The sequence below is a fragment of the Vibrio sp. AIC-3 genome (genome assembly GCF_013114515.1).
Lineage (GTDB): Bacteria > Pseudomonadota > Gammaproteobacteria > Enterobacterales > Vibrionaceae > Vibrio > Vibrio crassostreae_C.
Window position 1 is genome coordinate 50,303 of sequence record NZ_VTXG01000023.1, and the last position, 25,066, is coordinate 75,368.

24 protein-coding genes and 1 pseudogene are annotated in these 25,066 nt (G+C 42.6%); 19 read left to right on the forward strand and 6 right to left on the reverse strand.

Annotation, left to right across the window (positions count from 1 at the left end):
- Positions 1-687 (forward strand): ATP-dependent zinc protease, encoded by a 687-nt coding sequence (locus F0229_RS15625; RefSeq protein WP_171733214.1) that lies wholly within the window; start codon positions 1-3, stop codon positions 685-687.
- A gap of 311 nt (positions 688-998) precedes the next feature.
- Positions 999-2,606 carry an ABC-F family ATPase gene (locus tag F0229_RS15630; RefSeq protein ID WP_080544704.1) on the forward strand — a complete coding sequence of 536 codons (1,608 nt, stop codon included), beginning with the start codon at positions 999-1,001 and terminating at the stop codon, positions 2,604-2,606.
- A gap of 137 nt (positions 2,607-2,743) precedes the next feature.
- Here F0229_RS15630 and F0229_RS15635 read toward each other — a convergent pair whose 3' ends face one another.
- Complete coding sequence (locus F0229_RS15635) at positions 2,744-3,268, reverse strand: hypothetical protein (protein WP_017060115.1); 525 nt, start codon at positions 3,266-3,268, stop codon at positions 2,744-2,746.
- A 98-nt stretch (positions 3,269-3,366) separates the two neighbouring features.
- Positions 3,367-3,759: a YgiW/YdeI family stress tolerance OB fold protein gene (locus tag F0229_RS15640; RefSeq protein WP_171733215.1), complete on the reverse strand. Its 393-nt coding sequence runs from the start codon at positions 3,757-3,759 to the stop codon at positions 3,367-3,369.
- A gap of 286 nt (positions 3,760-4,045) precedes the next feature.
- Here F0229_RS15640 and F0229_RS15645 point away from each other — a divergent pair, with 286 nt between their 5' ends.
- The 4 genes from F0229_RS15645 to modC are packed head-to-tail and all read left to right on the forward strand — an operon-like array spanning position 4,046 to position 8,129.
- The gene (locus F0229_RS15645; RefSeq protein ID WP_171733216.1) at positions 4,046-5,512 is read left to right on the forward strand and encodes a cobyric acid synthase; all 1,467 of its coding nucleotides are present in this window, start codon (positions 4,046-4,048) and stop codon (positions 5,510-5,512) included.
- Between the two features lie 56 nt (positions 5,513-5,568).
- A complete protein-coding gene (gene modA / locus F0229_RS15650; RefSeq protein WP_017060111.1) occupies positions 5,569-6,327 on the forward strand; it encodes a molybdate ABC transporter substrate-binding protein in 759 nt (252 codons plus the stop codon).
- Positions 6,328-7,026 (forward strand): molybdate ABC transporter permease subunit, encoded by a 699-nt coding sequence (modB, locus tag F0229_RS15655; RefSeq protein ID WP_017060110.1) that lies wholly within the window; start codon positions 6,328-6,330, stop codon positions 7,024-7,026.
- Positions 7,023-8,129 carry a molybdenum ABC transporter ATP-binding protein ModC gene (modC, locus tag F0229_RS15660; RefSeq protein WP_171733217.1) on the forward strand — a complete coding sequence of 369 codons (1,107 nt, stop codon included), beginning with the start codon at positions 7,023-7,025 and terminating at the stop codon, positions 8,127-8,129. Before modB ends, modC begins: the two co-directional genes overlap by 4 nt.
- Positions 8,130-8,440: 311 nt before the next feature.
- Here the strand turns inward: modC and F0229_RS15665 are convergent, their stop codons facing one another.
- Complete coding sequence (locus tag F0229_RS15665) at positions 8,441-8,878, reverse strand: DUF3069 domain-containing protein (protein WP_017060108.1); 438 nt, start codon at positions 8,876-8,878, stop codon at positions 8,441-8,443.
- Between the two features lie 131 nt (positions 8,879-9,009).
- Here F0229_RS15665 and F0229_RS15670 point away from each other — a divergent pair, with 131 nt between their 5' ends.
- Both F0229_RS15670 and F0229_RS15675 read left to right on the forward strand, forming a co-directional pair.
- On the forward strand, positions 9,010-9,981 hold the full coding sequence (locus F0229_RS15670; RefSeq protein WP_171733218.1) for a diguanylate cyclase: 972 nt from the start codon (positions 9,010-9,012) through the stop codon (positions 9,979-9,981).
- Positions 9,982-10,059: 78 nt separating this feature from the next.
- Complete coding sequence (locus F0229_RS15675) at positions 10,060-11,070, forward strand: Solitary outer membrane autotransporter beta-barrel domain (protein ID WP_029235232.1); 1,011 nt, start codon at positions 10,060-10,062, stop codon at positions 11,068-11,070.
- A 144-nt stretch (positions 11,071-11,214) separates the two neighbouring features.
- On the opposite strand, the gene F0229_RS15680 is transcribed toward F0229_RS15675, so the two are convergent.
- Positions 11,215-12,456 carry a GGDEF domain-containing protein gene (locus tag F0229_RS15680; protein ID WP_171733219.1) on the reverse strand — a complete coding sequence of 414 codons (1,242 nt, stop codon included), beginning with the start codon at positions 12,454-12,456 and terminating at the stop codon, positions 11,215-11,217.
- A 460-nt stretch (positions 12,457-12,916) separates the two neighbouring features.
- On the opposite strand from F0229_RS15680, the gene F0229_RS15685 reads away from it, so the two are divergent.
- From F0229_RS15685 to F0229_RS15725, 9 genes are all read left to right on the forward strand, one after another.
- On the forward strand, positions 12,917-13,285 hold the full coding sequence (locus tag F0229_RS15685; protein ID WP_017060104.1) for a late competence development ComFB family protein: 369 nt from the start codon (positions 12,917-12,919) through the stop codon (positions 13,283-13,285).
- Positions 13,286-13,325: 40 nt separating this feature from the next.
- Complete coding sequence (locus tag F0229_RS15690) at positions 13,326-13,607, forward strand: HlyU family transcriptional regulator (protein ID WP_004731023.1); 282 nt, start codon at positions 13,326-13,328, stop codon at positions 13,605-13,607.
- Between the two features lie 300 nt (positions 13,608-13,907).
- A complete protein-coding gene (gene pntA, locus F0229_RS15695) occupies positions 13,908-15,455 on the forward strand; it encodes a Re/Si-specific NAD(P)(+) transhydrogenase subunit alpha (protein ID WP_171733220.1) in 1,548 nt (515 codons plus the stop codon).
- A gap of 10 nt (positions 15,456-15,465) precedes the next feature.
- The gene (pntB, locus tag F0229_RS15700; protein ID WP_171733221.1) at positions 15,466-16,863 is read left to right on the forward strand and encodes a Re/Si-specific NAD(P)(+) transhydrogenase subunit beta; all 1,398 of its coding nucleotides are present in this window, start codon (positions 15,466-15,468) and stop codon (positions 16,861-16,863) included.
- A 289-nt stretch (positions 16,864-17,152) separates the two neighbouring features.
- On the forward strand, positions 17,153-18,625 hold the full coding sequence (gene vxrA, locus F0229_RS15705; protein ID WP_171733222.1) for a sensor histidine kinase VxrA: 1,473 nt from the start codon (positions 17,153-17,155) through the stop codon (positions 18,623-18,625).
- Positions 18,600-19,259: a response regulator transcription factor VxrB gene (gene vxrB / locus F0229_RS15710; protein ID WP_017060099.1), complete on the forward strand. Its 660-nt coding sequence runs from the start codon at positions 18,600-18,602 to the stop codon at positions 19,257-19,259. Before vxrA ends, vxrB begins: the two co-directional genes overlap by 26 nt.
- Complete coding sequence (locus tag F0229_RS15715) at positions 19,259-20,146, forward strand: DUF2861 family protein (protein ID WP_029235234.1); 888 nt, start codon at positions 19,259-19,261, stop codon at positions 20,144-20,146. The genes vxrB and F0229_RS15715 overlap by 1 nt, the downstream gene beginning before the upstream one ends.
- 50 nt (positions 20,147-20,196) lie before the next feature.
- On the forward strand, positions 20,197-21,351 hold the full coding sequence (locus F0229_RS15720) for a conjugal transfer protein TraF (protein ID WP_017069084.1): 1,155 nt from the start codon (positions 20,197-20,199) through the stop codon (positions 21,349-21,351).
- Between the two features lie 41 nt (positions 21,352-21,392).
- Complete coding sequence (locus F0229_RS15725) at positions 21,393-21,545, forward strand: YoaH family protein (RefSeq protein ID WP_004731009.1); 153 nt, start codon at positions 21,393-21,395, stop codon at positions 21,543-21,545.
- Positions 21,546-22,091: 546 nt separating this feature from the next.
- On the opposite strand, the pseudogene F0229_RS21920 reads toward F0229_RS15725, so the two are convergent.
- Positions 22,092-22,583 (reverse strand): annotated as a pseudogene (locus F0229_RS21920) (GGDEF domain-containing protein); the annotation flags it as partial.
- Positions 22,584-23,498: 915 nt separating this feature from the next.
- Here F0229_RS21920 and F0229_RS15730 point away from each other — a divergent pair.
- Positions 23,499-23,873, forward strand: coding sequence for a phage protein (locus F0229_RS15730; RefSeq protein ID WP_171733223.1), 375 nt, complete (start codon positions 23,499-23,501; stop codon positions 23,871-23,873).
- Between the two features lie 114 nt (positions 23,874-23,987).
- Here F0229_RS15730 and F0229_RS15735 read toward each other — a convergent pair whose 3' ends face one another.
- On the reverse strand, positions 23,988-24,224 hold the full coding sequence (locus F0229_RS15735; RefSeq protein ID WP_171733224.1) for a hypothetical protein: 237 nt from the start codon (positions 24,222-24,224) through the stop codon (positions 23,988-23,990).
- Between the two features lie 192 nt (positions 24,225-24,416).
- On the opposite strand from F0229_RS15735, the gene F0229_RS15740 reads away from it, so the two are divergent.
- Positions 24,417-25,031: a Fic family protein gene (locus F0229_RS15740; RefSeq protein ID WP_171733225.1), complete on the forward strand. Its 615-nt coding sequence runs from the start codon at positions 24,417-24,419 to the stop codon at positions 25,029-25,031.
- Positions 25,032-25,066: the final 35 nt, after the last annotated feature.

Consider the following 25,066-nt stretch of genomic DNA (forward strand, 5'->3'; position numbering starts at 1 on the left):
ATGTATAATTGGAAAGCGATTGTAGTTTTAATGCTAAGTGGTGGCCTGTTTGCTTGTTCGGCTACAACTCAAACTCCTGTTGAGCCAGAGCAAAAGCCTCAAATCGAACAACCTGTTGTGGATGACTCTTCAAGAACTGACGCTACAGAAGGCGAGAAAGTAACGGAACCTACTGAGAAGCCTGAAGAAGTAAAACCAACTGAGCCGGAAGTAAAACCTGCACCTGTTGAAAAACCAGTAGAGAAGGTTAGAAAAACAAGTGATGGCAAACTGATTCTTGGTGAAGAAGAGTGGGTGTTTGTTCCTGGTTTAAAAGAAGCGTTTAAAGCACGTGTCGATACCGGTGCAACAACCTCTTCAATCAGTGCAGTTGATATTGTTGATTTTGAACGTGACGGCAAAGACTGGGTTAAGTTCAAGATTGAACACGACGGAATTACAACTGAAGAGATCAGCTTACCAGTAGAACGCTGGGTTAAGATCAAGCAATCAAGCGCAGAAGGCACACAACGACGCGCTGTGGTTGTAGCTTCGATTCAAATTGGCGATCTAAAAGACAAAACTGAATTTACGCTAGCTGATCGAACGCATCTTTCTTTCCCAATCCTATTGGGTAGAAGCTTCTTTAGAGATGTTGCGGTAGTGGATGTAAGCCAAAAGTACGTTCAAAAGAAAATTACTAAATAACGCTTCGTCTCATAATCAGGTCTTTTAGACTTGAAGAGAGATAGTTTTAACAGAACACTTTAGTGTCGATAAATAGAATCCCCGTCAGTTCAACTGGTGGGGATTTTTCTATTTACACGTTAATAACGTATGAAAAGCATCTAAATGGTCTATGTTTACGATTCGTTTACGGTTTGGCCTCGACAACGTGATCGAGATCTCTATATAATCCGCGCTTCGATTTTTGTTTAATCCATACTTTCGTACTTCTTATTTAGGTTCTTTAAATAGCCTAATAATTATCTGTCAGTACACGCTTAGGAATTAGTTCTTTGATATCTACCGCGAACATCACAATGCAATTTGGCGCAGAGCCGCTGTTTGAAAACATCTCTGCTAAATTTGGTAACGGCAACCGCTATGGTTTGATCGGCGCCAATGGTTGCGGCAAGTCAACGTTCATGAAAATCCTAAGTGGTGCATTAACGCCAAGCTCGGGCAACGTTTCTATCACTCCAGGAGAAAAACTGGGTGTGCTAAGCCAAGATCAGTTCGCTTTTGAACAATACAGCGTTATCGACGTTGTGATCATGGGTGATAGAAAACTGTGGGAAGTAAAACAAGAACGTGACCGTATTTACTCTTTGCCAGAAATGAGCGAAGACGATGGTATGAAAGTCGCTGAACTTGAAAGTGAATTCGCTGAAATGGATGGCTACACAGCTGAAAGCCGTGCAGGTGATATCCTAATTCAAGCGGGTATCGAAGAAGAGTTCCATTTCGGCCTGATGCAGCAAGTTGCTCCAGGCTGGAAACTGCGTGTGCTTCTGGCGCAAGCTCTATTTGCAAACCCAGATATTCTGCTTCTTGATGAACCAACCAACAACTTGGACATTCACACGATCAACTGGCTTGCTGAAGAGCTAAACCAGCGTAAATGTACAATGATCATCATTTCGCATGATAGACACTTCCTGAACTCTGTGTGTACGCACATGGCTGATATCGACTACGGTGAGCTACGTGTTTACCCTGGTAACTACGAGTACTTCCTAGAAGCTTCTGGTTTGATTCGTGAGCAACTTCTAGCAAACAACGCTAAGAAAGCGGCTGAAATTAGCGAACTTCAAGATTTCGTTAACCGTTTTGGTGCAAACGCATCTAAAGCGAAGCAAGCAAGTTCACGTGCTAAGAAAATGGACAAAATCACGCTTGATGAAGTGAAATCATCGAGCCGTATGAGCCCATCAATTGATTTTGGTGAAGGCAAGAAATTGCACCGTCAAGCGCTTGAACTTAAAGAGCTTAGTCACGGCTTCGATGGCGAAACACTGTTTGCTGGTGGTAACTTGCTGCTTGAAGCGGGCACACGTCTTGCTGTTATCGGTGAGAACGGTGTGGGTAAAACCACGCTGCTACGTTGCCTAGTTCAAGAACTAGAGCAAAACGAAGGTATCGTTAAATGGTCTGAAAACGCATCGGTAGGCTACTGCCCACAAGATAGCACGACTGACTTTGACAACGACCTGAGCATCTTCGATTGGATCTCTCAATGGCGCACAGTGAAGCACGATGACCTTATGGTACGTGGCATTCTAGGTCGTCTATTGTTTACTGCTGATGACGCGAACAAGAAAGCGCGAAACTGTTCAGGTGGTGAGAAGAACCGTCTGTTATTCGGCAAGCTAATGATGCAAGACATCAACGTGCTTGTAATGGACGAACCAACGAACCACATGGACATGGAAGCAATTCAAGCGCTTAACGATGCGTTGAAGGTTTACACTGGCACACTTATCTTCGTAAGCCATGACCGTGAGTTCGTTTCTTCTTTGGCGACACACGTTATTGATGTGAAAGACAAGCAATTGGTTAGTTTCCAAGGTACTTATGAAGAGTACTTAGATCATCAGAAAAAGATGCTGATGGTTAATTTATAAAGTAAGTCGCTGGCTTAGGGCGTGAACGACTAAAAGCCAGCGAAACTAACAAACAAAAAAGCCCCGAACATTAATATGTTCGGGGCTTTTCTATGTAATACGTTTAGCTATTTATTACTCAGTAATTGAAATCTAGATTAGAATCCGAATCGAGCCGACATTAAGATTTGGTGGCCATATGTGCCGTTATTGCGCATATCAAGACCAACAGACAGTTGATCAGTTGAATGGAAACGAGCACCGATACCCAAAATTGAACGAGTGTCATCGTTGTCGATCAGTTGACCAAGGCGTGCGTTAACTTCAACGTTTGCCATTAACCAAGCTCTCAAGCCAAGGTTAATTTCTGTTTTGATGTGGTTATCGTCATTCCGTTCAATGTTGTGCAGTAACATTTGGCCAGTAACGTCAGCAAATTGACTGATTGGGCCGTTGAATCCCATACCTACCGCTGCATCCCAATCACTTTCAAATTCTGAATCGATACGAGCAACAAAATGAGAGTTCTGAGTGAACATTGTTGTGACTTCACCACCGAAAGTACTTGGGCTAGTACCCATGCGCAGCTCGAATGTGTTGTAGTTAAAGTTGTTTGCAGACGCAGAGAATGAACACAGTGCAGCGAGTCCTAAAAGGACAGTCTTATTCGTGCAACCTAGCATGGTGACTCCATATAAATTGTATTTTGCGGCAGTATAATACAAAAAATCTTGCAATATGCAGGCCAATTATTTGAAGTCGGTATTTTTATATTAATCGCTTATAGAACCTGGATGTGGTCCACTTCGATTTCAGGTGTCTTACCACCTTCATATTCACCGAAGATACGAACTTTTGTATCAGCGGTCAGTGGTTGTGCTAGGCGGATATCATCATCAAGTTCGATTTGAATTTCACTCTGGCCATCAGAGAAGACAAACGTGTCATTCTTTAGTTGACGAACAATCTTGCCATCCACAATTGCTTCTTGCTCTGCGAACATGCTTGTGTCGGCAAGTAGTGTCGCAACAGAAACGGTTTCAATCGGGCCAGTATAAGCAATAACGCTTTCGTGCTTGCTGTTGACATTATTATTGCTGTTGTGGTCACTAGCCATTGCGAAAGTAGGAGCAAGGATAATAGTAGATGCGATAGCTAATACAGTTTTTTTCATGGTGAATCCCTTAATGTTGTTTTTAGTAGAAACGTTTTTCTGAATTTGAAACGTTTCTTTTCGTTAGTACGTTTTTTGTTGAAGCGCCTGTTATCGTTCACAAGCTTCGTTTCGATGGAGCTATTAAACAACACTGGGGTTGAATCCAGAGTGAGTAACACATTCATTTTCCATTCATTTTATTGAGCATCTACTCGGCAATGACGTTAAGATGGTCGCAGAGAAATATTGCCCACAGCTATAAATTGAAAATTAAGAAATTAAGAAATTAAGGATTTAAGTACAAATGCGAGCACCATTAAGTGCCCTTATGGTTCAAGGGACAACGTCAGATGCCGGAAAAAGTGTTTTGGTGGCAGGTTTATGCCGTGTTTTGGCAAGGAAAGGAATCAAAGTGGCACCTTTTAAGCCACAAAACATGGCGTTGAACAGTGCTGTGACAAAAGATGGTGGCGAAATTGGCCGTGCTCAAGCGGTTCAGGCGCAAGCTTGTAATATAGAGCCAACCGTTCACATGAACCCTGTATTGCTAAAGCCCAACTCAGATACCGGCGCGCAAGTGATTTTGCAAGGCCGAGCGCTGAGCAACATGGAAGCGACGGGTTATCATGATTACAAGAAAGTGGCGATGGATACAGTTATCGATTCGTTTGACCGACTTTCTGAAGAATATGAAAGCGTGATGATTGAAGGTGCGGGGAGCCCAGCCGAAATCAATCTTCGTGAAAATGATATCGCTAACATGGGATTTGCTGAGAAAGCGGACATCCCTGTGCTCATCGTTGCTGATATTGACCGTGGTGGCGTTTTTGCGCATCTCTACGGGACATTAGCTCTATTGTCTGAATCTGAACAAGCTCGTGTAAAAGGCTTTGTGATAAATCGTTTTAGAGGCGATATCGCACTGCTTCAATCTGGCCTAGATTGGCTAGAGGAAAAAACCGGCAAGCCAGTCATTGGTGTTTTGCCATATCTGCATGGTTTTAACTTAGAAGCGGAAGATGCCATTACCTCTGCTCAAGAGTCTGACGGAGAAGCTAAGCTTAAGGTGGCGGTGCCAGTGCTAACCCGAATCAGCAACCATACAGACTTTGACGCGTTAAGATTGAATCCTTCGATTGATTTACGTTATGTCGGTAAAGGCGAACGTGTAAACAATGCTGATTTAATTATCTTGCCGGGTACAAAGTCGGTAAGAGCAGATTTGGATTACCTAAAAGAACAAGGCTGGGATAAAGATATTCAACGCCACCTGCGCTTAGGCGGCAAAGTGATGGGTATCTGCGGTGGCTACCAAATGTTAGGTAACATCATCCACGATCCTGATGGCGTTGAAGGGGAACCCGGCAGCAGCGAAGGGTTAGGGTATCTGGATACTGAAACGACCCTTACACAGCAGAAAACCTTAACCAACGTACGCGGCACCATGACGCTGGATGGCAAAACAGCACAAGTAAAAGGGTATGAAATCCACGTAGGTAGGACTGATGTCAAAGAAACAGCCTTACCGGTTCAGTTAGAATCTGGCAGCCTAGATGGCGCTGTGAATCAAGATAACTCGATTTTTGGTACTTACTTGCATGGCGTATTCGACAACAGTGATGCGTTGTCGCTTATTTGCGAATGGGCAGGAGCCAACGATGTGACCGCGATTGACCACGAACAGCTTAAAGAGCTGGGTATTAATCGAATCGCTGATGCCATCGAAGAGTACTTAAATCTTGATCTGCTTTGGCCAGAGTTAACAGCTTAAGCCGCCATTTAGAAGTTAGCTAAAGAACTTAAACGAACAATAGATAAGTGATAACAATGAAAAAGCGAGTCTTCCTTTTAACCATGGCTTTAACTTCGGCATTGAGTTCTAGTCATCTTTTTGCTGCGGAAAAGCTACGAGTTTACGCTGCATCGTCGATGACCAATGCGGTTAATCTGTTGGTTGAAGAGTTTGAGAAAGACCATTCTGTCGATGTGATTCCTGTGTATGCGAGTACGTCATCTTTGGTGCGACAAATCGAAAGAGGAGCACCAGCAGACATTTTTATCTCGGCAAATGAGAAATGGATGACGCATTTAGTCGATCGTAAATTGGTTTATAGTGACAATGTCACAAACCTATGTGAAAACGAACTGGTGCTGATTGCTCCTAAAGAGACATCGGTAACGTTAGACCTATCAAAAGGTGAACAATGGGCTAAACTGCTTACTAATGAAAGGCTTGCAGTGGGTAACACCATGTCGGTTCCTGCTGGTATCTATGCAAAAGAAGCGTTAGAAACGTTAGGTGTATGGGACGATGTGAAAACTCGATTGGCACCAAGTAACAATGTTCGTATGGCCTTAGCCTTAGTCGAGCGCAGTGAAGCTAAGCTTGGCATTGTCTACAAAACGGATGCGTTGCTTTCTAAAGAAGTAAACCTAGTGTCGACCTTCCCATCAGATCTGCACACACCAATACGTTACCCTGTAGCGAAGTTGAGTGATAAAGTTGTGGCAGAAGAGTTCTATACTTTCCTAAAGAGCGAAAAAGCGAAAGACACCTTGAACAGTTTTGGATTTGAAGTGCGTTAAATGATGTATTTATCGGAATACGAATACCAAGCCTTAATGCTGAGCTTAAAAGTCGCTGGGTTTGCAATCTTATGGCTTATCCCTATCGGTATTGGCTTAGCATGGCTACTTGCTAAGAAACAATTTGTAGGTAAGAGCATTGTTGAGAGTATTGTCCATTTACCTTTGGTACTTCCACCTGTGGTTATTGGCTATTTACTGCTAGTGATGATGGGCAGGCAAGGTATCATAGGTTCGTGGCTCAATGACGTGTTTGGTATTGTATTCAGCTTTAGCTGGAAGGGCGCGGCACTCGCTTGTGTGGTTGTGGCGTTGCCGCTGATGGTTCGCTCTATTAGATTGAGCCTAGAAACCGTAGACAGTAAGCTTGAAGAGGCGGCTGCTACATTAGGCGCTTCACCTCTTCGTGTGTTTTTCACGATCACTTTACCCTTGATGATCCCAGGGGTCATTACCGGCACCATGCTTTCATTCGCAAGAAGCCTAGGGGAGTTTGGCGCGACCATCAGCTTCGTTTCAAATATTCCCGGTGAAACTCAAACCATTCCTTTGGCTATGTATACCTTTATTGAAACCCCTGGCGCTGAAATGGAAGCCGCGCGTTTGTGTGTCATTTCTATTGTGATAGCGCTGGGTTCATTGATGCTATCTGAGTGGCTCAACAAAAAGTCAGCACAACGCTTGGGAGGCAATGCATGAGTGCTTTGATCCTCCAATATCAACAACAACTTGGTGAAACGTTCTTTGATATCGACTTGGAATTACCAAGTAGCGGCATTACGGCAATTTTTGGTCGTTCTGGCGCGGGTAAAACCTCACTTATCAATGCAATCAGTGGCCTTAAACAGCCCGATAAAGGTCTGATCAGCGTATCTGGAACCACTCTGTTTGATAGTCAAAATGGCATTAACCTGCCGACTCACAAACGCAATGTGGGCTATGTATTTCAAGAGTCACGCTTGTTCCCACACATGAAGGTAGGGGCTAATCTTAAGTACGGTATGAAAGGTGTTGATAAAGCGCACTTTGAACAAATTGTCTCGCTATTGTCTTTAGGTTCATTGCTTGATCGTTACCCTGCACGTTTGTCTGGCGGTGAGAAGCAACGTGTGGCGATTGGCCGCGCTTTGTTATCAAAGCCGAGCATTTTGTTGATGGATGAGCCTTTAGCGTCTCTCGACTTGCCTCGTAAGCGCGAAGTGATGCCATTTCTGGAAAACTTATCCGAAACCGTCCAAATACCGATCATCTATGTCACTCATAGCCTCAATGAAATTTTACGCTTGGCAAATCACCTTGTGATTATTGACCAAGGCAAAGTGATTTCGTCGGGTGTGACGGAAGAGGTTTGGGCATCGAGAGCCATGCAACCTTGGCAATCTTTCTCAGAGCAAAGCTCGTTGTTTGAAGCGACATTAGCGGAACACAATGACGATTATGCGCTGTCTCGCCTGATGTTAGGAAAGTCGACGTCGTTATGGGTTCAGAAAGTGTCGAGTGAGCTTGGTACGACAGTGAGGCTACAAGTTAGGGCAAATGATGTCTCTATCACGCTAGAACAGCCGAAAGGAACCTCGATACGTAACATCCTTCCAGTGACCATTAAAAGCGTAGAGACGCACCAACAAGGCACAAATAAGCAGAGTGTCGAGGTCGAGCTAGAGTTAGAGTCTGGGTGCTACCTATGGGCAACCATTACATTGTGGGCGCTGGATGAGTTAAATCTAGAAATCGGGCAGCGTGTTTACGCTCAAATTAAAGGTGTGAGTGTTGCTCAAAGAGATATCGCGGTAACGCATTAAACCTGACAAGGTCAGTTTTTCGATATTGCCGCGATACTGCCTGTTATAGGTTCTGAAAATTCGATCTTGATTCCATGAATGGATACATGCGTCATTTTTATACGGTATAACTGCCAGTTTTGCGCCACACTATATGAGCGTTAAAGCATATGATTTGTCGAATCATATGAACATTAGCAACAAGAACATACAGACGTAACGATCGACGAACAGAAAATAGCGGATATAAAAAAGCCGCGTGTTTAAAGAAACATGCGGCTTAATTCTAAGTAGTACTGTTAGCGCTTAGCCTAGTTTAGGCGACTAGCGACTTACTTAGTAAAAACTTCTTTGAAATCACGCTTCAAGATTGCATCACGACGAGCTTTCTTGATTTGTTTAACCATGTCTTTTACACAGTTGTGTAGAACTTGGTCTAGCAGTTGAGCACGGTACTCTTCTTTTTCTTCGTCAGACATGTCTTCTGGAAGTTTAAGAGTAGGGAACTCTTCCATCACGTTAACACCAGCGAAAGCTTGGCTAACTGAGATTAGAGCGTGGAACTGCTCGAAGTTGTCTAAAACATTTTGTGCGCTTGCTGGAAGACTATCCCAAGCTTCGCGTACTGCTTCTTCAGACACTTCGTGAATAGAAGTAACCATAAAGTGCATCTCTTTTGGTACGCCATCAAATTCGATAACTTGACGAAGTTCTGGTGAGATGGTGGTTAAATCGATTTCTTGTTGTTCGTTGTTTGTAGCGTCTGACATAGTATTTCTCTTTAAAAAGAAACAATGCTAAAAAGATCTGTAAAAAAGTCAATATAATATAGAGATTAGGGCATGATTTAAGCCCAAATTTGAGCTACTTTGAATATTCAACACTAGATAAAGGTGATGTGATGATAGAAAAGGGATCTTCAATGCGCATATTGCTGGTTGATGACGTTCAACTAGACAGGATGCAATTTGCTATCCGACTCAAGCAACTGGGTCATATTGTAGAAGCTGTCGGTAGCGGAAAAGAAGCCCTGAGTGTTTATTCTGATTTTGATCCTGAACTCGTGTTACTTGATATCAGCATGCCTGATATGGATGGTTTTGAAGTGGCGAATGAGGTTCGAAGCCGATTCCCAGAATGGGTTCCCATCATCTTTCTTAGTGGTCACGAAGAACCTGAGATGATCGCAAAAGCGATTGACGCTGGTGGCGATGATTACCTGATCAAGCCAGTAAACAAGGTTGTTTTGAATTCTAAGCTGATTGCGATGCAACGTATCGCGCAAATGCGACGAGAATTAAAACAGAGCACAGCCAAACTCGAAGAACTGAACATCCTTCTGCAGCAACAAGCCAACGAAGATGGCCTGACCAAATTGTATAACCGTCGATATATGGATACTAAGCTTGAAGAGAGCATAGCGTGGCACGGAAGACGTAATATATCCATGACTGTCATACTTCTCGATGTAGACTTCTTTAAGCCTTACAACGATAATTATGGTCATATTCAAGGAGATAAGTGCTTACAAGGGCTTGCTAATACCTTGAAACAGCTGTTTGTTCGTGCGGGAGAGTTTGTCGGTCGTTATGGCGGTGAAGAGTTTGTTCTGATTCTTAGCGACACAGACAGTGAAGGCGCTAAGGTACACGCGACTCGAGTTAAAGAGGCATTGCATGAGATGAACTACGCTCATGACCACTCAACGGTATCGGATAGAGTGACAGTGTCACAAGGTGTGTTGTCATTTGTACCAGAAGGTGGCGAATCTATCGCCTCTATTTATGAAAAGGTGGATCAAGCGCTTTATCAAGCGAAGCAAAGCGGCAGAAATACCTTTGTACAACGCAACATTTTGGAGCTTGCTCGTTAGTAGGCGAGCTCTTTAAGATATTTGAATTTATACTTCTAATAGCGTTTGAGCTAGGAAGTGCTTTAAGTGATAAAAGAAATGCCACATTCGAAGTCATTTTCTATGACTAACACATCTTGGACGCTTGCGGTTCCTCTATTTTTTACCGCTTTGGCGACCACTGTTAATGCCAATACGCTATCTGATCTTTTTCGAAAGGATCTAGAGCAGAGCTTTGCCACCAGTGTATTGCTCAACGACACCGATGTTTTCACTTTTGGTATCAATAACTTTGACCCCAATAAAGTGTTTAGTTTGGACAATGAAGACATCGGTTCGAATGATTCGGTGAGCCGTCGACAAAACATCACCTCCCTGAGTTTGCCTTACACATTTGAACTACCCAGTTACATTGAAGATAACCATCAAGAGGTGACGCTGCGCTTGTCTGCATTGCGGATCGAGAACGATGTCGAGTACGCGGCAGCAAATAGAAACGATTTTCAAAAAGAGTCGGTAGTGTCTGGCTACGTGGAATTCGCGAATGTGTCCCAGTTAGACGAATATTGGAGCTTCAGTTCTGCAATCGGTAACCACATCTCTTACTACCGCAATGATTATGAATATCGCGCTTCGTTGCTAAAGCCTATTCAAGACCAACTGGATGGCGTATATCTCAATACTGATGCTTGGGCTTACATCATCGAGCCTAAAATCAAGCTGATGTACGAAGATAAGAATGACTGGGGAAAGTACAAATTGAGCACCAGTTGGCATTACTTTAATGGCATCGGCTGGGGCGAGGCGAACAATGGCAATGTCGGCCATCCTGAAGGGTGGTATATCGCCAATGAAGCCAAGGTTTTCTATGATCTCGTACGTTGGGATAAGAACATCACATCGATGTACTCGAGTATAAGACGAATTGATATTGGTGGTGACACGGTGGCCTCTATGGGCACCACATCTTACTACGAGGGCAGTGTTGGCTGGCTGCTTAACCCAAACCTGTTTAATGAGTGGGTCGATAACGTGGGAATAGGTTTTACGATTAACTACGGAAGTAGCTTAAAAGGTGGTAGCTTGGTTATATTCTTCAACCAAGATTAAGCTCTTTTTTCCAGTTAAGCCCATACGGCCTCAAATCAATGAGGCTCGTTGAACTTGGAAGTGATAGTTATTGAAGCAGATCGCTATTAATGGCTTAAGCTATTTAGATCTCTAGCACTCAATATCTTTCGCTATCAACTATTGTTAACGGTCAATACACAGTTTGTTTCGACCGGTTTCTTTCGCTTTATACAGCGCTTGGTCCGCAAGCTTCAACACCTCTTCAGGATGTCTGGTGGTTGTACTATCAGACAATCCAATACTCACCGTCACATTCACCACTTCCGATGGTTTGTCTTTCTTGCCACGCTTTTTCATACCCACTTCATGATCGTCGGGGCGTTCATGACTATTACGAATCGTCATGTCGTAGTTTTGAACCTCGGAAATCAGAGCTTGAAGGTGCTCTTTAACTTGTTCCGAATGTTTGCCTTTGAAGATAATCGTGAACTCTTCTCCACCATAGCGATAGGCTTTAGCGCCGCCTGTGGTTTCCCTCAGAATGCGCGCCACCAGTTTTAACACATCGTCGCCAATGTCATGTCCGTAGGTATCGTTAAATTGCTTAAAGTGATCGATATCGACCATCGCCATCGAATACTTACGCCCCAAGTGCTTCATATCGACTTCTAAGGCGTGTCGACCGGGAATGTTAGTCAGTTGGTCGTTAAAGGCCATATCATGACTAGCAGACATCACATAGACGATGATCAACGTGCCTGATAACGAGAACATGGTGCTGGAGATGTACTGAACGTCGAAGAAGATGAACGTACAAGAAGAAAGCAGGATAGCGCTATAAACCACAACATCGATAGAGCGGTTATACACCAACACGAGAATGGCAGTAAGGCCAAGCAAACAAAGGCTATATAACACTAAAACAAAAGGCAGTTTGGAGAAGTCTCTGACAATAAACAGAAGACCATCACTCCATGATTCAAAACCGCCGGCATGGAAGTGAGAGACGATCAATTGCGCCCACACCATAAACAGAACAAGAACGATGGCGTATAGCAGCATCGACTTTGAGTTTACGCCGTTATCAGGGAAGGCATAAACAAGTAAGCAAGTGACAGGTACTAATGCTGCAAGTAACGAGAGCTCTAATAGTGTTGTGCCTGTATTGAGAGGTGTTTGTAAGCGAACTTGGATGATCAGATAAGCGACAAGCATGGTCACCGATACCATCGCCATTCGACCTTGTCTGAATGTGTGGCATAGCAGAACCGCAACGCTCAATAAAATGTAAGGGAGGTTGCTAGCAAACCCTAAGTTTGAGTCCGTCACGAGGATGACGTTGTCCATACCAACGAGCAAAATTGTTAACAGGACTAAAGGGAAGCAAAATCGAAATATGCTCGACGTTACAAAAGATGATGCCATTTATGTGGTGAGCCTAACTATATTGATGATCTTATTATTTAATAATATGCGTAGGATACGGTTAAACAAGCGCTTGCCAAGCTTTTTGCTTAAATTAGAGCAAAAACATAGTCATAGGTCGCTAATGCTGCAATCATTTTTATATGTATTTGAGTTGCTATTAACCATAGAACGAACTACACAGTATATATGAGAAATTAATTAGTCGTTATAGATACTTAACAAAATCTGCTCTGCTGCTCTTACGTTGGCGCTGTCACTTAAAGGGCTTGATGATCAGTTATCATTGAACGACGTAAGATCTGTAATGAAGTCAGAGTAGGATTAAATAACGCCTTAGATTTAACTATGGACAGTAAAACCTATAACTGAGTTATAGAAAGCTATTAGGAATTGCATGGTTTCAAGTAACTTTAGAAACGACTGCGACTAGAAAAACCGCTACAAATGGAGGTGTGGTATGCAAATTAGTGTTGATGTACATAACTATATGGAAACTCTGGTCGGTCATGTATTGGCTACCGAGGAATATGTGTCTAGTTATACCAACGAACAGTTGGCCGATCTCGCGTGCTTGGCTTTGGGCCAGCTAAAACCTATCTATATTCGTTTTGATATCGATTTTCTGTCAGCATTGCCAGAAGACAAATTGGTGCTCTATAAACGCAATAGTGAGATCGCGGTCAAAAATGCAGAAAGTATGATTATTGACGATCGAAGACGTGAACGTGACGACAATGTGCCTGTTATATTTAGTCAACACAATTTTGACGATGACGTAGAATTGCAATGGTATGAAAAGCCGTTGTTGAACCGTAAACAGTCATGATAGTTTAGGGTGAATACGGTCATTTAAGGAGTAAAAAAACGTGGGATTCTTTTCTAGATTATTTGGTGGCAAAGAAAAAACCGAACAAAAAGTAGAGATTGAGCCAGTCGAATATAAGGGTTTCAATATCTATCAAGATGCCATTGCAGAATCTGGTCAATACCGTGTTGCTGGGCGAATCGAGAAAGAATTCGATGGTGAAATCAAAACTCACCGTTTTATTCGTTCAGATGTTGTTTCAAACAAACAAGATGCCGATGAATTGATGCTCAAAAAATCGCAGATGTTCATCGACCAAATGGGCGACAATATATTTAGCTAACCAATTAGGGTTAGAATTGATGTTGGTCATAATTTAGTGAGCTTTCAGTGTATATGCTGAAAGCTCTTTTTAGTTTTAGGGACAAAGAACAGCTAGTAGGTTGTTATTAAAAGGATTATTTGCAAGTGGTTTGACCTCTTCGTTCGAGACGGTCGTCATTTATCCAAATGAAGCGCTCAAACTCCATCCAAATCGTTATAAGTAATAACTTTTCCTGTTCTTTGAACAAAACGCTTGAAGTATTAGTTGTCGTTAGATACAAACGAATAAGTCATTCGTGCCAATAGTCAAGGAATAGCTATGCAAATTGGTGTACCAAGAGAAACGCTCGCTGGTGAAACGCGAGTCGCTGCTTCGCCGAAATCGGTAGAACAGCTTCTAAAATTAGGATTTGAAGTTTGTGTTGAATCACAAGCAGGTGCGTTAGCAAGTTTTGAAGATGCAGCTTATGAACAAGCTGGAGCAAAAGTTGTCACCGCAGATGAAGCTTGGAAATCCGATATTATCTTTAAAGTTAACGCTCCGATCGTTGACGAGTCTAAAAATGAAATCGATCTTCTTAAAGATGGCGCAACATTGGTCAGCTTTATTTGGCCTGCCCAAAATCCAGAATTAATGGAACAATTGTCCAATCGTAACATCAACGTGATGGCGATGGATTCTGTACCACGAATTTCAAGAGCTCAGGCGTTAGATGCATTGAGTTCTATGGCAAACATCGCGGGTTATCGTGCTGTTGTTGAAGCGGCGCATGAGTTTGGTCGATTCTTCACGGGTCAGATTACGGCTGCGGGTAAAGTTCCGCCAGCAAAAGTACTGGTTGCAGGTGCTGGTGTTGCTGGCCTAGCGGCAATCGGCGCTGCGGGTAGCTTAGGTGCAATCGTTCGTTCATTCGATGTTCGTCCTGAAGTTAAAGAACAAGTTGAGTCGATGGGTGCTGAATTCTTGGAAGTGGATTTCAAGGAAGATACCAGTGCTGGTGACGGCTACGCAAAAGAGATGTCTGAAGCATTCAATAAGAAAGCGGAAGAGCTTTATGCAGCTCAAGCAAAAGACGTTGATATCATCATTACAACGGCGCTGATTCCAGGTCGCCCGGCTCCGAAGTTGATTACCAAAGAGATGGTAGACAGCATGAGTGCAGGTAGTGTGATTGTAGACCTTGCGGCGGCCAATGGCGGTAACTGTGAATACACGGTTGCGGATCAAGTCATTACAACGGCTAATGGTGTGAAGGTGGTTGGTTACACTGATATGGTTGGTCGACTGCCGACTCAATCATCTCAACTGTATGCAACGAACCTAGTTAACCTTCTGAAACTGCTTTGCAAAGAGAAAGATGGCAACATCAAAATCGACTTTGAAGATGTTGTTCTGCGTGGTGTTACTGTGGTTAAAGAGGGCGAGGTCACTTGGCCAGCTCCACCAATTCAAGTTTCAGCTCAACCACAACAAGTTAAGCCAAAAGCGGCCAAACCAGAGCCTAAAGTTGAAGAACCTGTTTCTCCAATTAAGAAAGTGGCGGGTATGGCGGTAGCTGTTGGTGCATTCGCTTGGGTAGCTTCGGTTGCTCCAGCTGCGTTCTTATCTCACTTTACCGTTTTTGTTCTCGCTTGTGTGGTGGGTTATTACGTAGTTTGGAATGTAAGCCATTCTCTGCATACGCCTTTGATGTCTGTGACTAACGCGATTTCAGGCATCATTGTAGTAGGTGCACTGTTACAGATCGGACAAGGAAGTGGCGTCGTCACGTTCTTATCATTTATTGCCGTATTAATTGCAAGTATCAATATCTTTGGTGGCTTTACCGTGACCAAACGTATGCTTGAAATGTTCCGTAAAGACTAAGGAGTAACAGATGTCTGAAGGATTAGTACAAGCAGCTTATATTGTTGCTGCTGTATTTTTTATTATGAGCTTGGCTGGGTTATCGAAACAGGAATCTGCGCGTGCAGGTAACTATTACGGTATCACGGGTATGGCAATCGCGTTGATCGCAACGATCTTTGGCCCTCACTCTGCTGGTATTGTGTGGATCATCATGGCTATGGTGATCGGTGGTGGTATTGGTATCCACTACGCAAGAAAAGTAGAAATGACTGAAATGCCAGAGCTGGTTGCAATTCTGCACAGCTTTGTAGGTATGGCTGCAGTACTTGTAGGTTACAACAGCTACATCGATCCACCTGCTGCTGTTTCTATCAACCCTGCAGATATTCATGCAGAGCACGTTATCCATCTAGTGGAAGTGTTCCTTGGCGTGTTTATCGGTGCGGTGACGTTCACGGGTTCTATTGTTGCGTTTGGTAAGCTTCGTGGCGTTATCTCTTCGTCTGCATTGAACATCCCTCATAAGCACAAGTGGAATCTAGCGGCTATCGTAGTTTCTACACTGCTGATGATCATGTTCGTTAAAGCAGACGGCAGCATGTTCGCACTAATGGTGATGACACTTATCGCATTCGCATTCGGTTACCACCTAGTGGCATCGATTGGCGGTGCAGATATGCCAGTAGTTGTCTCTATGCTGAACTCGTACTCTGGTTGGGCAGCAGCAGCGGCAGGTTTCATGCTTGCAAACGATCTGCTTATCGTAACTGGTGCATTGGTTGGTTCGTCGGGTGCGATTCTGTCTTACATTATGTGTAAGGCGATGAACCGCTCTTTCATCAGCGTTATTGCTGGTGGATTCGGCCAAGAAGTGGTTGTGTCTGATGGCGATGAAGAGCAAGGTGAACACCGCGAAACTTCAGCTGAAGATGTGGCTGATATGCTGAAAAACTCTAAGTCAGTAATCATCACTCCTGGATACGGCATGGCAGTAGCTCAAGCACAATACCCAGTGCATGAAATCACTGAGAAACTACGAGCGCAGGGCATTAATGTTCGATTTGGTATCCACCCAGTTGCTGGTAGGTTACCGGGTCACATGAACGTACTGCTTGCTGAAGCGAAAGTGCCTTACGATATCGTTCTAGAAATGGACGAAATCAACGATGACTTCGATGAGACAGATACTGTATTGGTAATTGGTGCGAATGACACCGTAAACCCTGCAGCACTTGAAGATCCAAACAGCCCAATTGCTGGTATGCCAGTACTTGAAGTTTGGAACGCTCAGAATGTTATCGTATTCAAGCGTTCGATGAACACAGGTTACGCCGGTGTGCAAAACCCACTGTTCTTCAAAGAGAACACGCAGATGCTGTTTGGCGATGCTAAAAAGAGTTGTCTAAGTATCTTAGAACATCTATAGAGATCACCTCTAAACAATCTGTAACAACTCGATAAGGAGCTCATTTGAGCTCCTTTTTTTATCTTACGAAAGCGACTCTATGTGTGATCTCAGTTGATACGAAGTTGACGAAGCCTGATGCAAAACTTGTCGCAATTGAGGTTTGGCTTGCCAATCAGCCTACTAGTACGTATGTACAATGTGGCCGTAATATATTGGCCTTTATCTCTGTAGCTCTCCATTCTCAATGTTTTTCATGCGGTTAAAAATTTATCTTTGATAGCGAATGGTATATATTTGGTTGATCTATATGAATTTGCGTTGGTTTGTGATCATCAAAAGAACATTTACTCTTCTTATCGCTACGTTGTCTGTGTCTGCAAACGCATTTGCTGACTCTTTACCTGAGCGTATCGATAATTTCACCAAACTCTTTGATCATGAAAGGGCGATCGAATCTTACGATATTCGAGTGCTACAGGCTGATTATCCAACACGTTTGATCATGCCGTCTTCTATGCTGCCACAAACAGCAGAGTACCCGTTAAAAGACATTCAGCGCTTGTACCAGTTATCAAAAACCTGTAGTGGTAAACTGCCGTTAAGCCCTTTGATTACTGAGCCTTTAGTTTTTACTCGTGCAATGTGTAAAGGCACCAAGCTTTCTGACCGTTGGTTTAGCCGTAGTGGTTTGATTCACCCTGGCGGCGGTTCTTATGCGGCACGATACGTTGAGAAGTACCCAGAAAAATTCGACTCTCTGAAGCGCTTTATGCATATTCAAGAGCGACCAAACACCGAACACGATGAACTACTGTCTCGCTTGCAACAAATGGATAGCGAAGCAATCACCGCGCTGTTAGCGGGTGCCAGTATGTTTGTTGAGCTTGATGAGATGTGGGTAAAACGCGGCGACAGATATTACCTGTATAAAAAATCAGTCTGGAACGAAAATGCCACGCTTGCTGGGTTATCGTTTAGCTTGTCTTCAGAAGGTAAAAGCTGTTTTGTCCAGCGTGGTAATGTGTGTTGGGAAATAGAAGATCATTCAGAGCTTCTGCAAGTCGCCATGTTTATCTTGGTTATTGCCAACATCATGCTTGTCTTAGGTTGGGCGATTTACCGCTGGAACAGCAAGAAACAAGAGATGAAGAGTCGCATGCTGATTCTTCAAATCCTAACGCACGAATTAAGAACGCCGATTGCGAGTTTGTCATTGACGGTGGAAGGGTTCAGGCGTGAGTTCGAACACTTACCAGAATCGGTATATGATGAGTTCCGTAGGCTGTGTGAAGATACACGCCGTTTAAGACAGTTGGCGGAAGCAAGTAAAGATTACCTGCAATCAGATAATCAACCGCTCGCAACAGAGTGGGTGCCAAGTGTTGAAGAGTGGCTCCAATACAAAGTTGAAGAAGACTTTGCGCAGGGGATTGAACTCCGTGTAAACAAAGATATAGCTGCAAAAGTGAACGTATATTGGTTGGGAACGTGCATCGATAACCTAATCAGAAATGCCGTGAAATACGGTGTGGCTCCAGTAATTCTAGAACTGAATACTTCTGACAAGAAGCTGACATTCAAAGTTATAGATAATGGAGACTTGTCTCGCAAAGATTGGGGGCAACTAAGAAAGCCATTCGTAAGTAAGAGTGGACTCGGTTTAGGTCTGACGATAGTGGAATCTATGGTTGGAAAAATGGGCGGTCACATGACGCTTATCGGCCCCCCAACAACATTTATTTTGGAGATACCTTGTGAAACAGACATTGCTTCTCGTTGAAGATGATAAAAATTTAGCTGACGGTTTATTAGTTAGCCTTGAGCAAGCTGGATATGAATGTTTGCATGCAGAACTGATCTCTGAAGTTGAAGGCTACTGGGAACAAGCGGATCTAGTGATTCTAGACCGTCAACTTCCTGATGGCGACTCAGTAGATTCACTTCCAGGTTGGAAGAAAAAGAAAGATATCCCAGTTATTTTGCTGACGGCTCTCGTGACAGTAAAAGACAAAGTAGCGGGCCTAGATTCAGGTGCAAACGACTACTTAACAAAGCCATTCGCAGAGGCTGAGCTATTTGCTCGGATTCGTGCTCAACTTCGCCTGCCAGATTCTGAAGAACAAGATGCATCAAAAGTTATCGCTCAGAATCTTGTTATCGATAAAGCGACACGTGAAGTGTTTTTCAATGAACAGGAAGTAACGTTAACGCGCACTGAATTTGACCTTCTACTGTTCTTGGCAAGTAACCTTGGACGTGTGTTTACACGTGATGAACTGCTTGACCATGTATGGGGTTACAACCATTTCCCAACAACACGTACGGTAGACACGCACGTTCTGCAACTAAGACAGAAACTGCCGGGTCTAGAAATTGAAACGCTGCGTGGCGTTGGTTACAAGATGAAAGCGTAATGAGAATAGCCTTACTTCCACTATTAATGTTTTCTTGCGTAGCGAATACCGCGCAAGCAACGGATTGGTTTAAGAGCAGCGATGCTCTGACTCAAGTTCATAAACATCTGCTAGATAATGATTTACCTCAGATGTTTGACTCATTAGTGGAAGTTTGGCAAATCAACTCGTCTCAATCACGAGAAGATCACCTCAATGAACTGTTCGATCAAGCATTGAACAAAGATTGTGGTAAAACTCTCACCAGAAAAACACTCCCAGATTGGATTAGTTCAGTCGTCGTTAAAAGACACATCATTCAAAGCCCTGGCCGAGATACCTTTCGTGTATCGATTAATGTTGAATCCGAAAACAACATTCAAGACATTACCTTCGAGAAGTGGGTCGATAAGATCGTTTCTTCGGACAGTGAGTTAACCAAAGACAGTGAAGTGGTTAACAACGCATCGGTGAGTCTATACCGCAAGCGTTACAATTTAGCCTCTCAACTTGAATCCGGTTTATACCGTTTAAGCGTTAAAGGTGATGGCGGAAAGTCTTGGAGCACTTGGGTTGTTTTGGGTGAAGTTGCCATGCGTCAACAAGTTCGCTGGGCATCAAAAGACACGTGGCGAATCGATAAAAAAGAACTACTCAATCCTTATTGTCCGCTCCCTAAGCTCGAAATCGGTTTGTACGATTACGTTGATGAACACTATGAACAGGTCTGGGGCAAGAGCTACGAATCTGATTATCCAATGAACCTTACTGGTGAAGAACTTCCTAATGATCGCTATGTTTTAGCGGTTTCAATGGTGCATTCACGCTGGCAAGGCGATATAGCGATAGAACAAGCACAAACTATCAGTAAAACTTATGATATTTCTAGCGAAGAAGAGTTAAAGTAATTTAAAATTGTGCCGTTAACTATGTAAGGGATCTAACAAAGATAAACGGCATGAAAAAAACTACAAAACTACTCGCAGCGTCAATTGCATTCGCCAGTCTTCCTCTTTCAGCAGCAAACTACGCCATTGAAGCGCGTGGTGATGCGATGGGTGGTGTTGGTGTTGTTTCAGCAAACTTCCTAACTGCTCCATTCTATAACCCAGCACTTGTTGCCATTTATCGTCGTAATGATGACATGGGAATGATCACGCCAAGTTTTGGCGGTAATTATAATGACCCTAATAACTTAGTTGATGATATCGATAATTTAGTTGACAGCATTGAGTCAGGTACTGTGACTGGTTCTGATCTAGATGCTCTTAATGGTGATAGCCTGAATGTTGATTTAGGTGGTGTTGTAGCATTCGCTCTACCAAATCAGTATATTGCAGCAAACGTATTTGCAAAAGCATACACTGAATCATTTGTAACCCCTGATACATCTAGTGACGCTGCTAATAGTGACTTGGTTAATGCTGAGTTAACTGCTGTTAAAGCTGTTTCTATTGGCATTATGGAAGCTGGTATATCATTAGCAAAATATCAAACGTTCATGGGACAACATTTGTCGTTTGGTATTTCTCCAAAACTCCAAAGAATCTATACGTATAACTACATTGCCTCGGCACAAAACTACGATCTAAGTGATGTTCGAGAAAACGACACCGCGGAAACTACATTTAATATTGATGCAGGTGCGCTTTGGTTTTACGGCCCATTTAGAGTGGGTTTTTCTGCAACGAATATTATAGACCGTGAGATTGAAACTAAATCCGTTAGCCAACAGCTAACAAGCAGCACAGGGGCTACAAGAACAGTAACATCGAGTCATTCTTATAACCTGGGGCCTGTCTACACTGTTGGTGCGGGGATCGTTTCTGATTACTTTACGTTGAGTGTTGATTATGATTTGAATGAAGCAGAGAAGTTTACTTCGTTCGAAGACAACGAACAGATGATTCGTGTTGGTACTGAAGTCGACCTGTTACGTCAGCTTAAGCTAAGGGGAGGGTATTACAAGAACCTGGCTTACTCTGATTCAGAAGGAACAGTGACAGCTGGTGTTGGTATCTCGCCATTGAACTTGTTTCAGCTAGATCTAAGTGCTAACTACACAAATGAAAATGCAATGGGTGCATCAATCAATTTCCTTGCTAGTTACTAACAGTCCTTATATAGTTCTGCTCCTAAATAAAGGAGCAGAGCATGCTAAACGACTTACCAACCCTTTCTCACGAAGAACAACAGAAAGCTGTTGAACGAATTCAAGAAATGATGACCCAAGGCATCAGCACAGCGCAAGCGATTAAAATCGTTGCTGAGCAAATTCGTGAAGAAATGAGTAATAAAGAAGAGTAGGGCATCAGCCCTTCTTTTTTAACCCTTAGTGCACTATAACTAATTATATTACCCTCTAGTATATTATCTCGTACATACCAACTCTTTAGCTACCCTGAATTCCCGACCTATCCAAAACCATTAAATTCCTTTTATTCAGTAAGTTATGTCGGAGTGATCCGCTTTTCAGGCATTTCTTGGCTTTGAGTTGTAATTAAATTACAGTAAGCTCTGAAAGTGGAACAGTCGCCATTTTAGGTGTCAGTATTTATGTCACCGTGCCTAAGTGGCTAAATATATGGTGTTTTTACGGCTAGTGACGTTGTGACTTGTATTTTGAACGGATGAGAATCCATGAATGTTCAGAAGCAGACAAATGATGATTTCATCGAAGAACAGAGTGAGACAATCCACAGCGGTAATGTTCAAAACCGATATCGCGAATGGCTTACCACCGCTTAGAGCAAGCTTCGTTGCCACATATGTGCTTTACAGAATAAGTATTTAAAAAGCTTACGAGGCGTAAGGTGTTGTGTAGAAGTCGATTAAGGAATGCGGCGCGTATCAATTTGAGAATGCTAAATTGATGTGTTTTCTATTGGGGAATGATAAGTCTAAGCGATAGAACTTGTTAGAAATAGGGTCGCTTTGAGCGCTGTAGTTGTCGTCGTCGTGGTTACGTATGTAGAATCGAAACCTTGGCTCCTCTTGACCTTCATATTCTATATTGATGGTGACCGAATCGAACGTTGAGAGATCGAGCCCTTTATTTTGGGTCGATATAACGAACTCAATTTCACAGAAGGGTAAGCTATAGGTTTGTTCAAAGTTACACTGTAACTCAATTCCATCTTCTGACTTATGTAATGAGCCTACGGTGCCACCATCGTGGTCTCTGTCCGTATTTACGCGCGTAGGCTATCTGTCAGGTGTGATGATGTAGTTCTTATCCATGAGCGTATTAAAAGAGATCAACGACACTAGCGTGATTGCTAGGCAAAAATACGCGCCCAGCGACAGATATATGCCTAAATAGCGTTGTTTTTGTTCGGTATTTATACGAAAGGTAACGTTTTTAAGGGGACAATAATTTAACTGTGTAAATATACAGTTGTCATTTGGGTTCTTTATTTTGTGTTCCATAGGACCAAGCTTTACCTGTACAGCTAGCTACAGTGTCACTTTACTTATTGATTACATGTGTCGATAAACATTATAAGCTTTCTAATCTCAGGCGGTAACACCATTGCGACTTCAAAGCAGGCATATCAGTTAGAGAAAACAAGTAAAGAAAAACTAAGCGCAATGGGTTTAAAGTAACTCTTAGGTTTATTACCAAAGCTACCTAAGTCCAATTGAACGTAATTTCAGGGCAAACCGTGATTATGGATCTCCCAAGTATCGGTGTTGTGTACCAGCAATAAGTGTAATGAATCTATGCAAACTGAACACAAAGTACTAACTCTAGAGAGAATCGTTAAGAAGGTTTGAAAAATCTGTGTGCGGGTCTACATAAGACACACGAACTTTATTAGTTGATGGATTTAAACGAGAGCTAAGCATGTGCAGTTGATAAGAAACATTGGTCGCGTGTGTGAAATCTGGAATAGAAACAACAGCAATGCTTACAAGAATTTCACACAGCGCAGCGAACCGTTAGTGCAAACAGAGAAGTGGCATATAAGTTAAACCAGACGGACAAAGTTTCGCGTCAATTAGATTTTCTGAATGAAGATTGAATTGTGTAGACGCTGGCCGTACATATAATTATTAGATTTCAAATGCGATAAGAAAACTCTGAACGGCGCAAGAAGCGTGAGAGTCAGTTGGAACAAGGATTTTAAGGACAAAAGATGAGAATACTACCTTTAGAATTAACTACACGTATTATTAACTGCGTATTATGTCTGATTATGTTTAATAGTGCATATCTTATAAATTCAGTGCAACCTCTTGTATTTAGAGGTTTTATCATTGAAGTATCGCGAAATGAGTAAGAATTACATTTTTCGAGAGTTAGAGTGTCAAATGACCAAGGAAGAAGTGGCTGAACTGTGTTTTAAATCTGTGAGAACTGTCACAGGTTGGGACGAGGGGAACCCAATTCCACCCGAGTGTAAAAGACTTATGCGGATGGCAAAAGGTCGCGAACTGAGCATTAGTGAAGATTGGATTCAGTTCAAAATGTTATACGACAGGATGGAGCTGCCGACAGGACAAGTAGTGAGGCCGCAACAGATATTGGCAGGCATAGCTCTATTAGGGATTCAATCAGAACTAGAAATTAAGACTTCAACACATTTGTTAGGGCTTGCTAGAGCGATAGCAGATATTAAGAAGAAAGTGTGACAAAAAGCTGATCCATTAAGTCGTATACAAAGAAACCCAGCTTTGGGATGAAAGAGTTGGGTTTCTGTTTTAACGCAGTCTGTGTCACGAATTTCTATAAGTCATATTCATAATCTAAGAGTTAAGTTTAACTTTATCTGCTTCTTTAATATCGGGATGTAAGTTTTGAATCACAATTGGATGAGCGCCTAAAAATGTATGACAACTTTTGCAATAAATCACTTCATAGTTTCCATTTGCTGGACCATATAAATACTCCGATAGTGAGATACCAATATCTGTGCTCTCACATTTAGGACATTTGGGGTGAAACCCTGCTTTAAAATGATATGGTTCTTCATAATTTGACATATTACTTTCCTTGTATGCCTTTGAGATAAAAATTCAAGTCTAAACGTACATTCATGTTGTCCTGTTTGCCTAGACACTATATTAAAGGTGAGGCTTTCGCATAGTAAAGTACCACGCTTCGTGAATCGCTCTTGAACAGTTTGTCATGTGCTCTTACACTAAAGTCAATTTAATTTGCTTTAGTCCCTTTATATGCCCAAATATGACGTAGATACAGTCGAAACACAATACCAACCAGGCTCTAATGATCAGGTTCTCTTAAACAAACTTAACATTACTAATGTTACTGAAATGAATGATGTAGAGACATTACTTTTGGTCAAGCTTTATGAAAAGGTATTCTCGTGTGATGTCCCATCACTTAACGTGAGTTTTCAAACCATTATCGACTGGCATCGTCAGTGGCTAGGAAATGTATACCCTTGGGCTGGAAGCATTAGGAATGTTAGGATGTGGAAAAGTGATTTTGAGTTTACAGCGCCACTCCAAATCGAACGTCAAATCTGTAGATTTGAAGCTGACTACCTTTCACAATACTCGAATTTAGCAAACTTAAATAAAGAGGAGCTTGTTTCTTTTCTTGCTAGAGGTCACGTAGAGTTTATTTTGCTCCATCCTTTCCGTGAAGGAAATGGAAGAATCAGCAGACTCCTAATGGACTATACGAGTCAAGAAGCAGGGTATGGGTTATTAGATTATTCCTTGTGGGACAAACACAAGGATTTTTATATCGGCTCGATACATGCTGGTCTCAGCGGTGATTACCAGCATATGGAACGTCTTGTGCGTGATATATTAGATGGCTAATGACAAAGAATCGTACTTACGTTTATCTGATTTCA

Bases quoted from the DNA above. Each gene is read 5' to 3' on its own strand.
- F0229_RS15645 (WP_171733216.1), top strand. From the start codon at position 4,046: ATGCGAGCACCATTAAGTGCCCTTATGGTTCAAGGGACAACGTCAGAT.
- pntB (WP_171733221.1), top strand. From the start codon at position 15,466: ATGTCTGAAGGATTAGTACAAGCAGCTTATATTGTTGCTGCTGTATTT.
- vxrA (WP_171733222.1), top strand. From the start codon at position 17,153: ATGAATTTGCGTTGGTTTGTGATCATCAAAAGAACATTTACTCTTCTT.
- modA (WP_017060111.1), top strand. From the start codon at position 5,569: ATGAAAAAGCGAGTCTTCCTTTTAACCATGGCTTTAACTTCGGCATTG.
- F0229_RS15740 (WP_171733225.1), top strand. From the start codon at position 24,417: ATGCCCAAATATGACGTAGATACAGTCGAAACACAATACCAACCAGGC.
- F0229_RS15625 (WP_171733214.1), top strand. From the start codon at position 1: ATGTATAATTGGAAAGCGATTGTAGTTTTAATGCTAAGTGGTGGCCTG.
- F0229_RS15670 (WP_171733218.1), top strand. From the start codon at position 9,010: ATGATAGAAAAGGGATCTTCAATGCGCATATTGCTGGTTGATGACGTT.
- F0229_RS15685 (WP_017060104.1), top strand. From the start codon at position 12,917: ATGCAAATTAGTGTTGATGTACATAACTATATGGAAACTCTGGTCGGT.
- F0229_RS15640 (WP_171733215.1), bottom strand. From the start codon at position 3,759: ATGAAAAAAACTGTATTAGCTATCGCATCTACTATTATCCTTGCTCCT.
- modB (WP_017060110.1), top strand. From the start codon at position 6,328: ATGATGTATTTATCGGAATACGAATACCAAGCCTTAATGCTGAGCTTA.
- F0229_RS15735 (WP_171733224.1), bottom strand. From the start codon at position 24,224: ATGTCAAATTATGAAGAACCATATCATTTTAAAGCAGGGTTTCACCCC.
- F0229_RS15675 (WP_029235232.1), top strand. From the start codon at position 10,060: ATGCCACATTCGAAGTCATTTTCTATGACTAACACATCTTGGACGCTT.
- F0229_RS15665 (WP_017060108.1), bottom strand. From the start codon at position 8,878: ATGTCAGACGCTACAAACAACGAACAACAAGAAATCGATTTAACCACC.
- F0229_RS15715 (WP_029235234.1), top strand. From the start codon at position 19,259: ATGAGAATAGCCTTACTTCCACTATTAATGTTTTCTTGCGTAGCGAAT.
- F0229_RS15680 (WP_171733219.1), bottom strand. From the start codon at position 12,456: ATGGCATCATCTTTTGTAACGTCGAGCATATTTCGATTTTGCTTCCCT.
- pntA (WP_171733220.1), top strand. From the start codon at position 13,908: ATGCAAATTGGTGTACCAAGAGAAACGCTCGCTGGTGAAACGCGAGTC.
- F0229_RS15720 (WP_017069084.1), top strand. From the start codon at position 20,197: ATGAAAAAAACTACAAAACTACTCGCAGCGTCAATTGCATTCGCCAGT.
- F0229_RS15635 (WP_017060115.1), bottom strand. From the start codon at position 3,268: ATGCTAGGTTGCACGAATAAGACTGTCCTTTTAGGACTCGCTGCACTG.
- F0229_RS15725 (WP_004731009.1), top strand. From the start codon at position 21,393: ATGCTAAACGACTTACCAACCCTTTCTCACGAAGAACAACAGAAAGCT.
- modC (WP_171733217.1), top strand. From the start codon at position 7,023: ATGAGTGCTTTGATCCTCCAATATCAACAACAACTTGGTGAAACGTTC.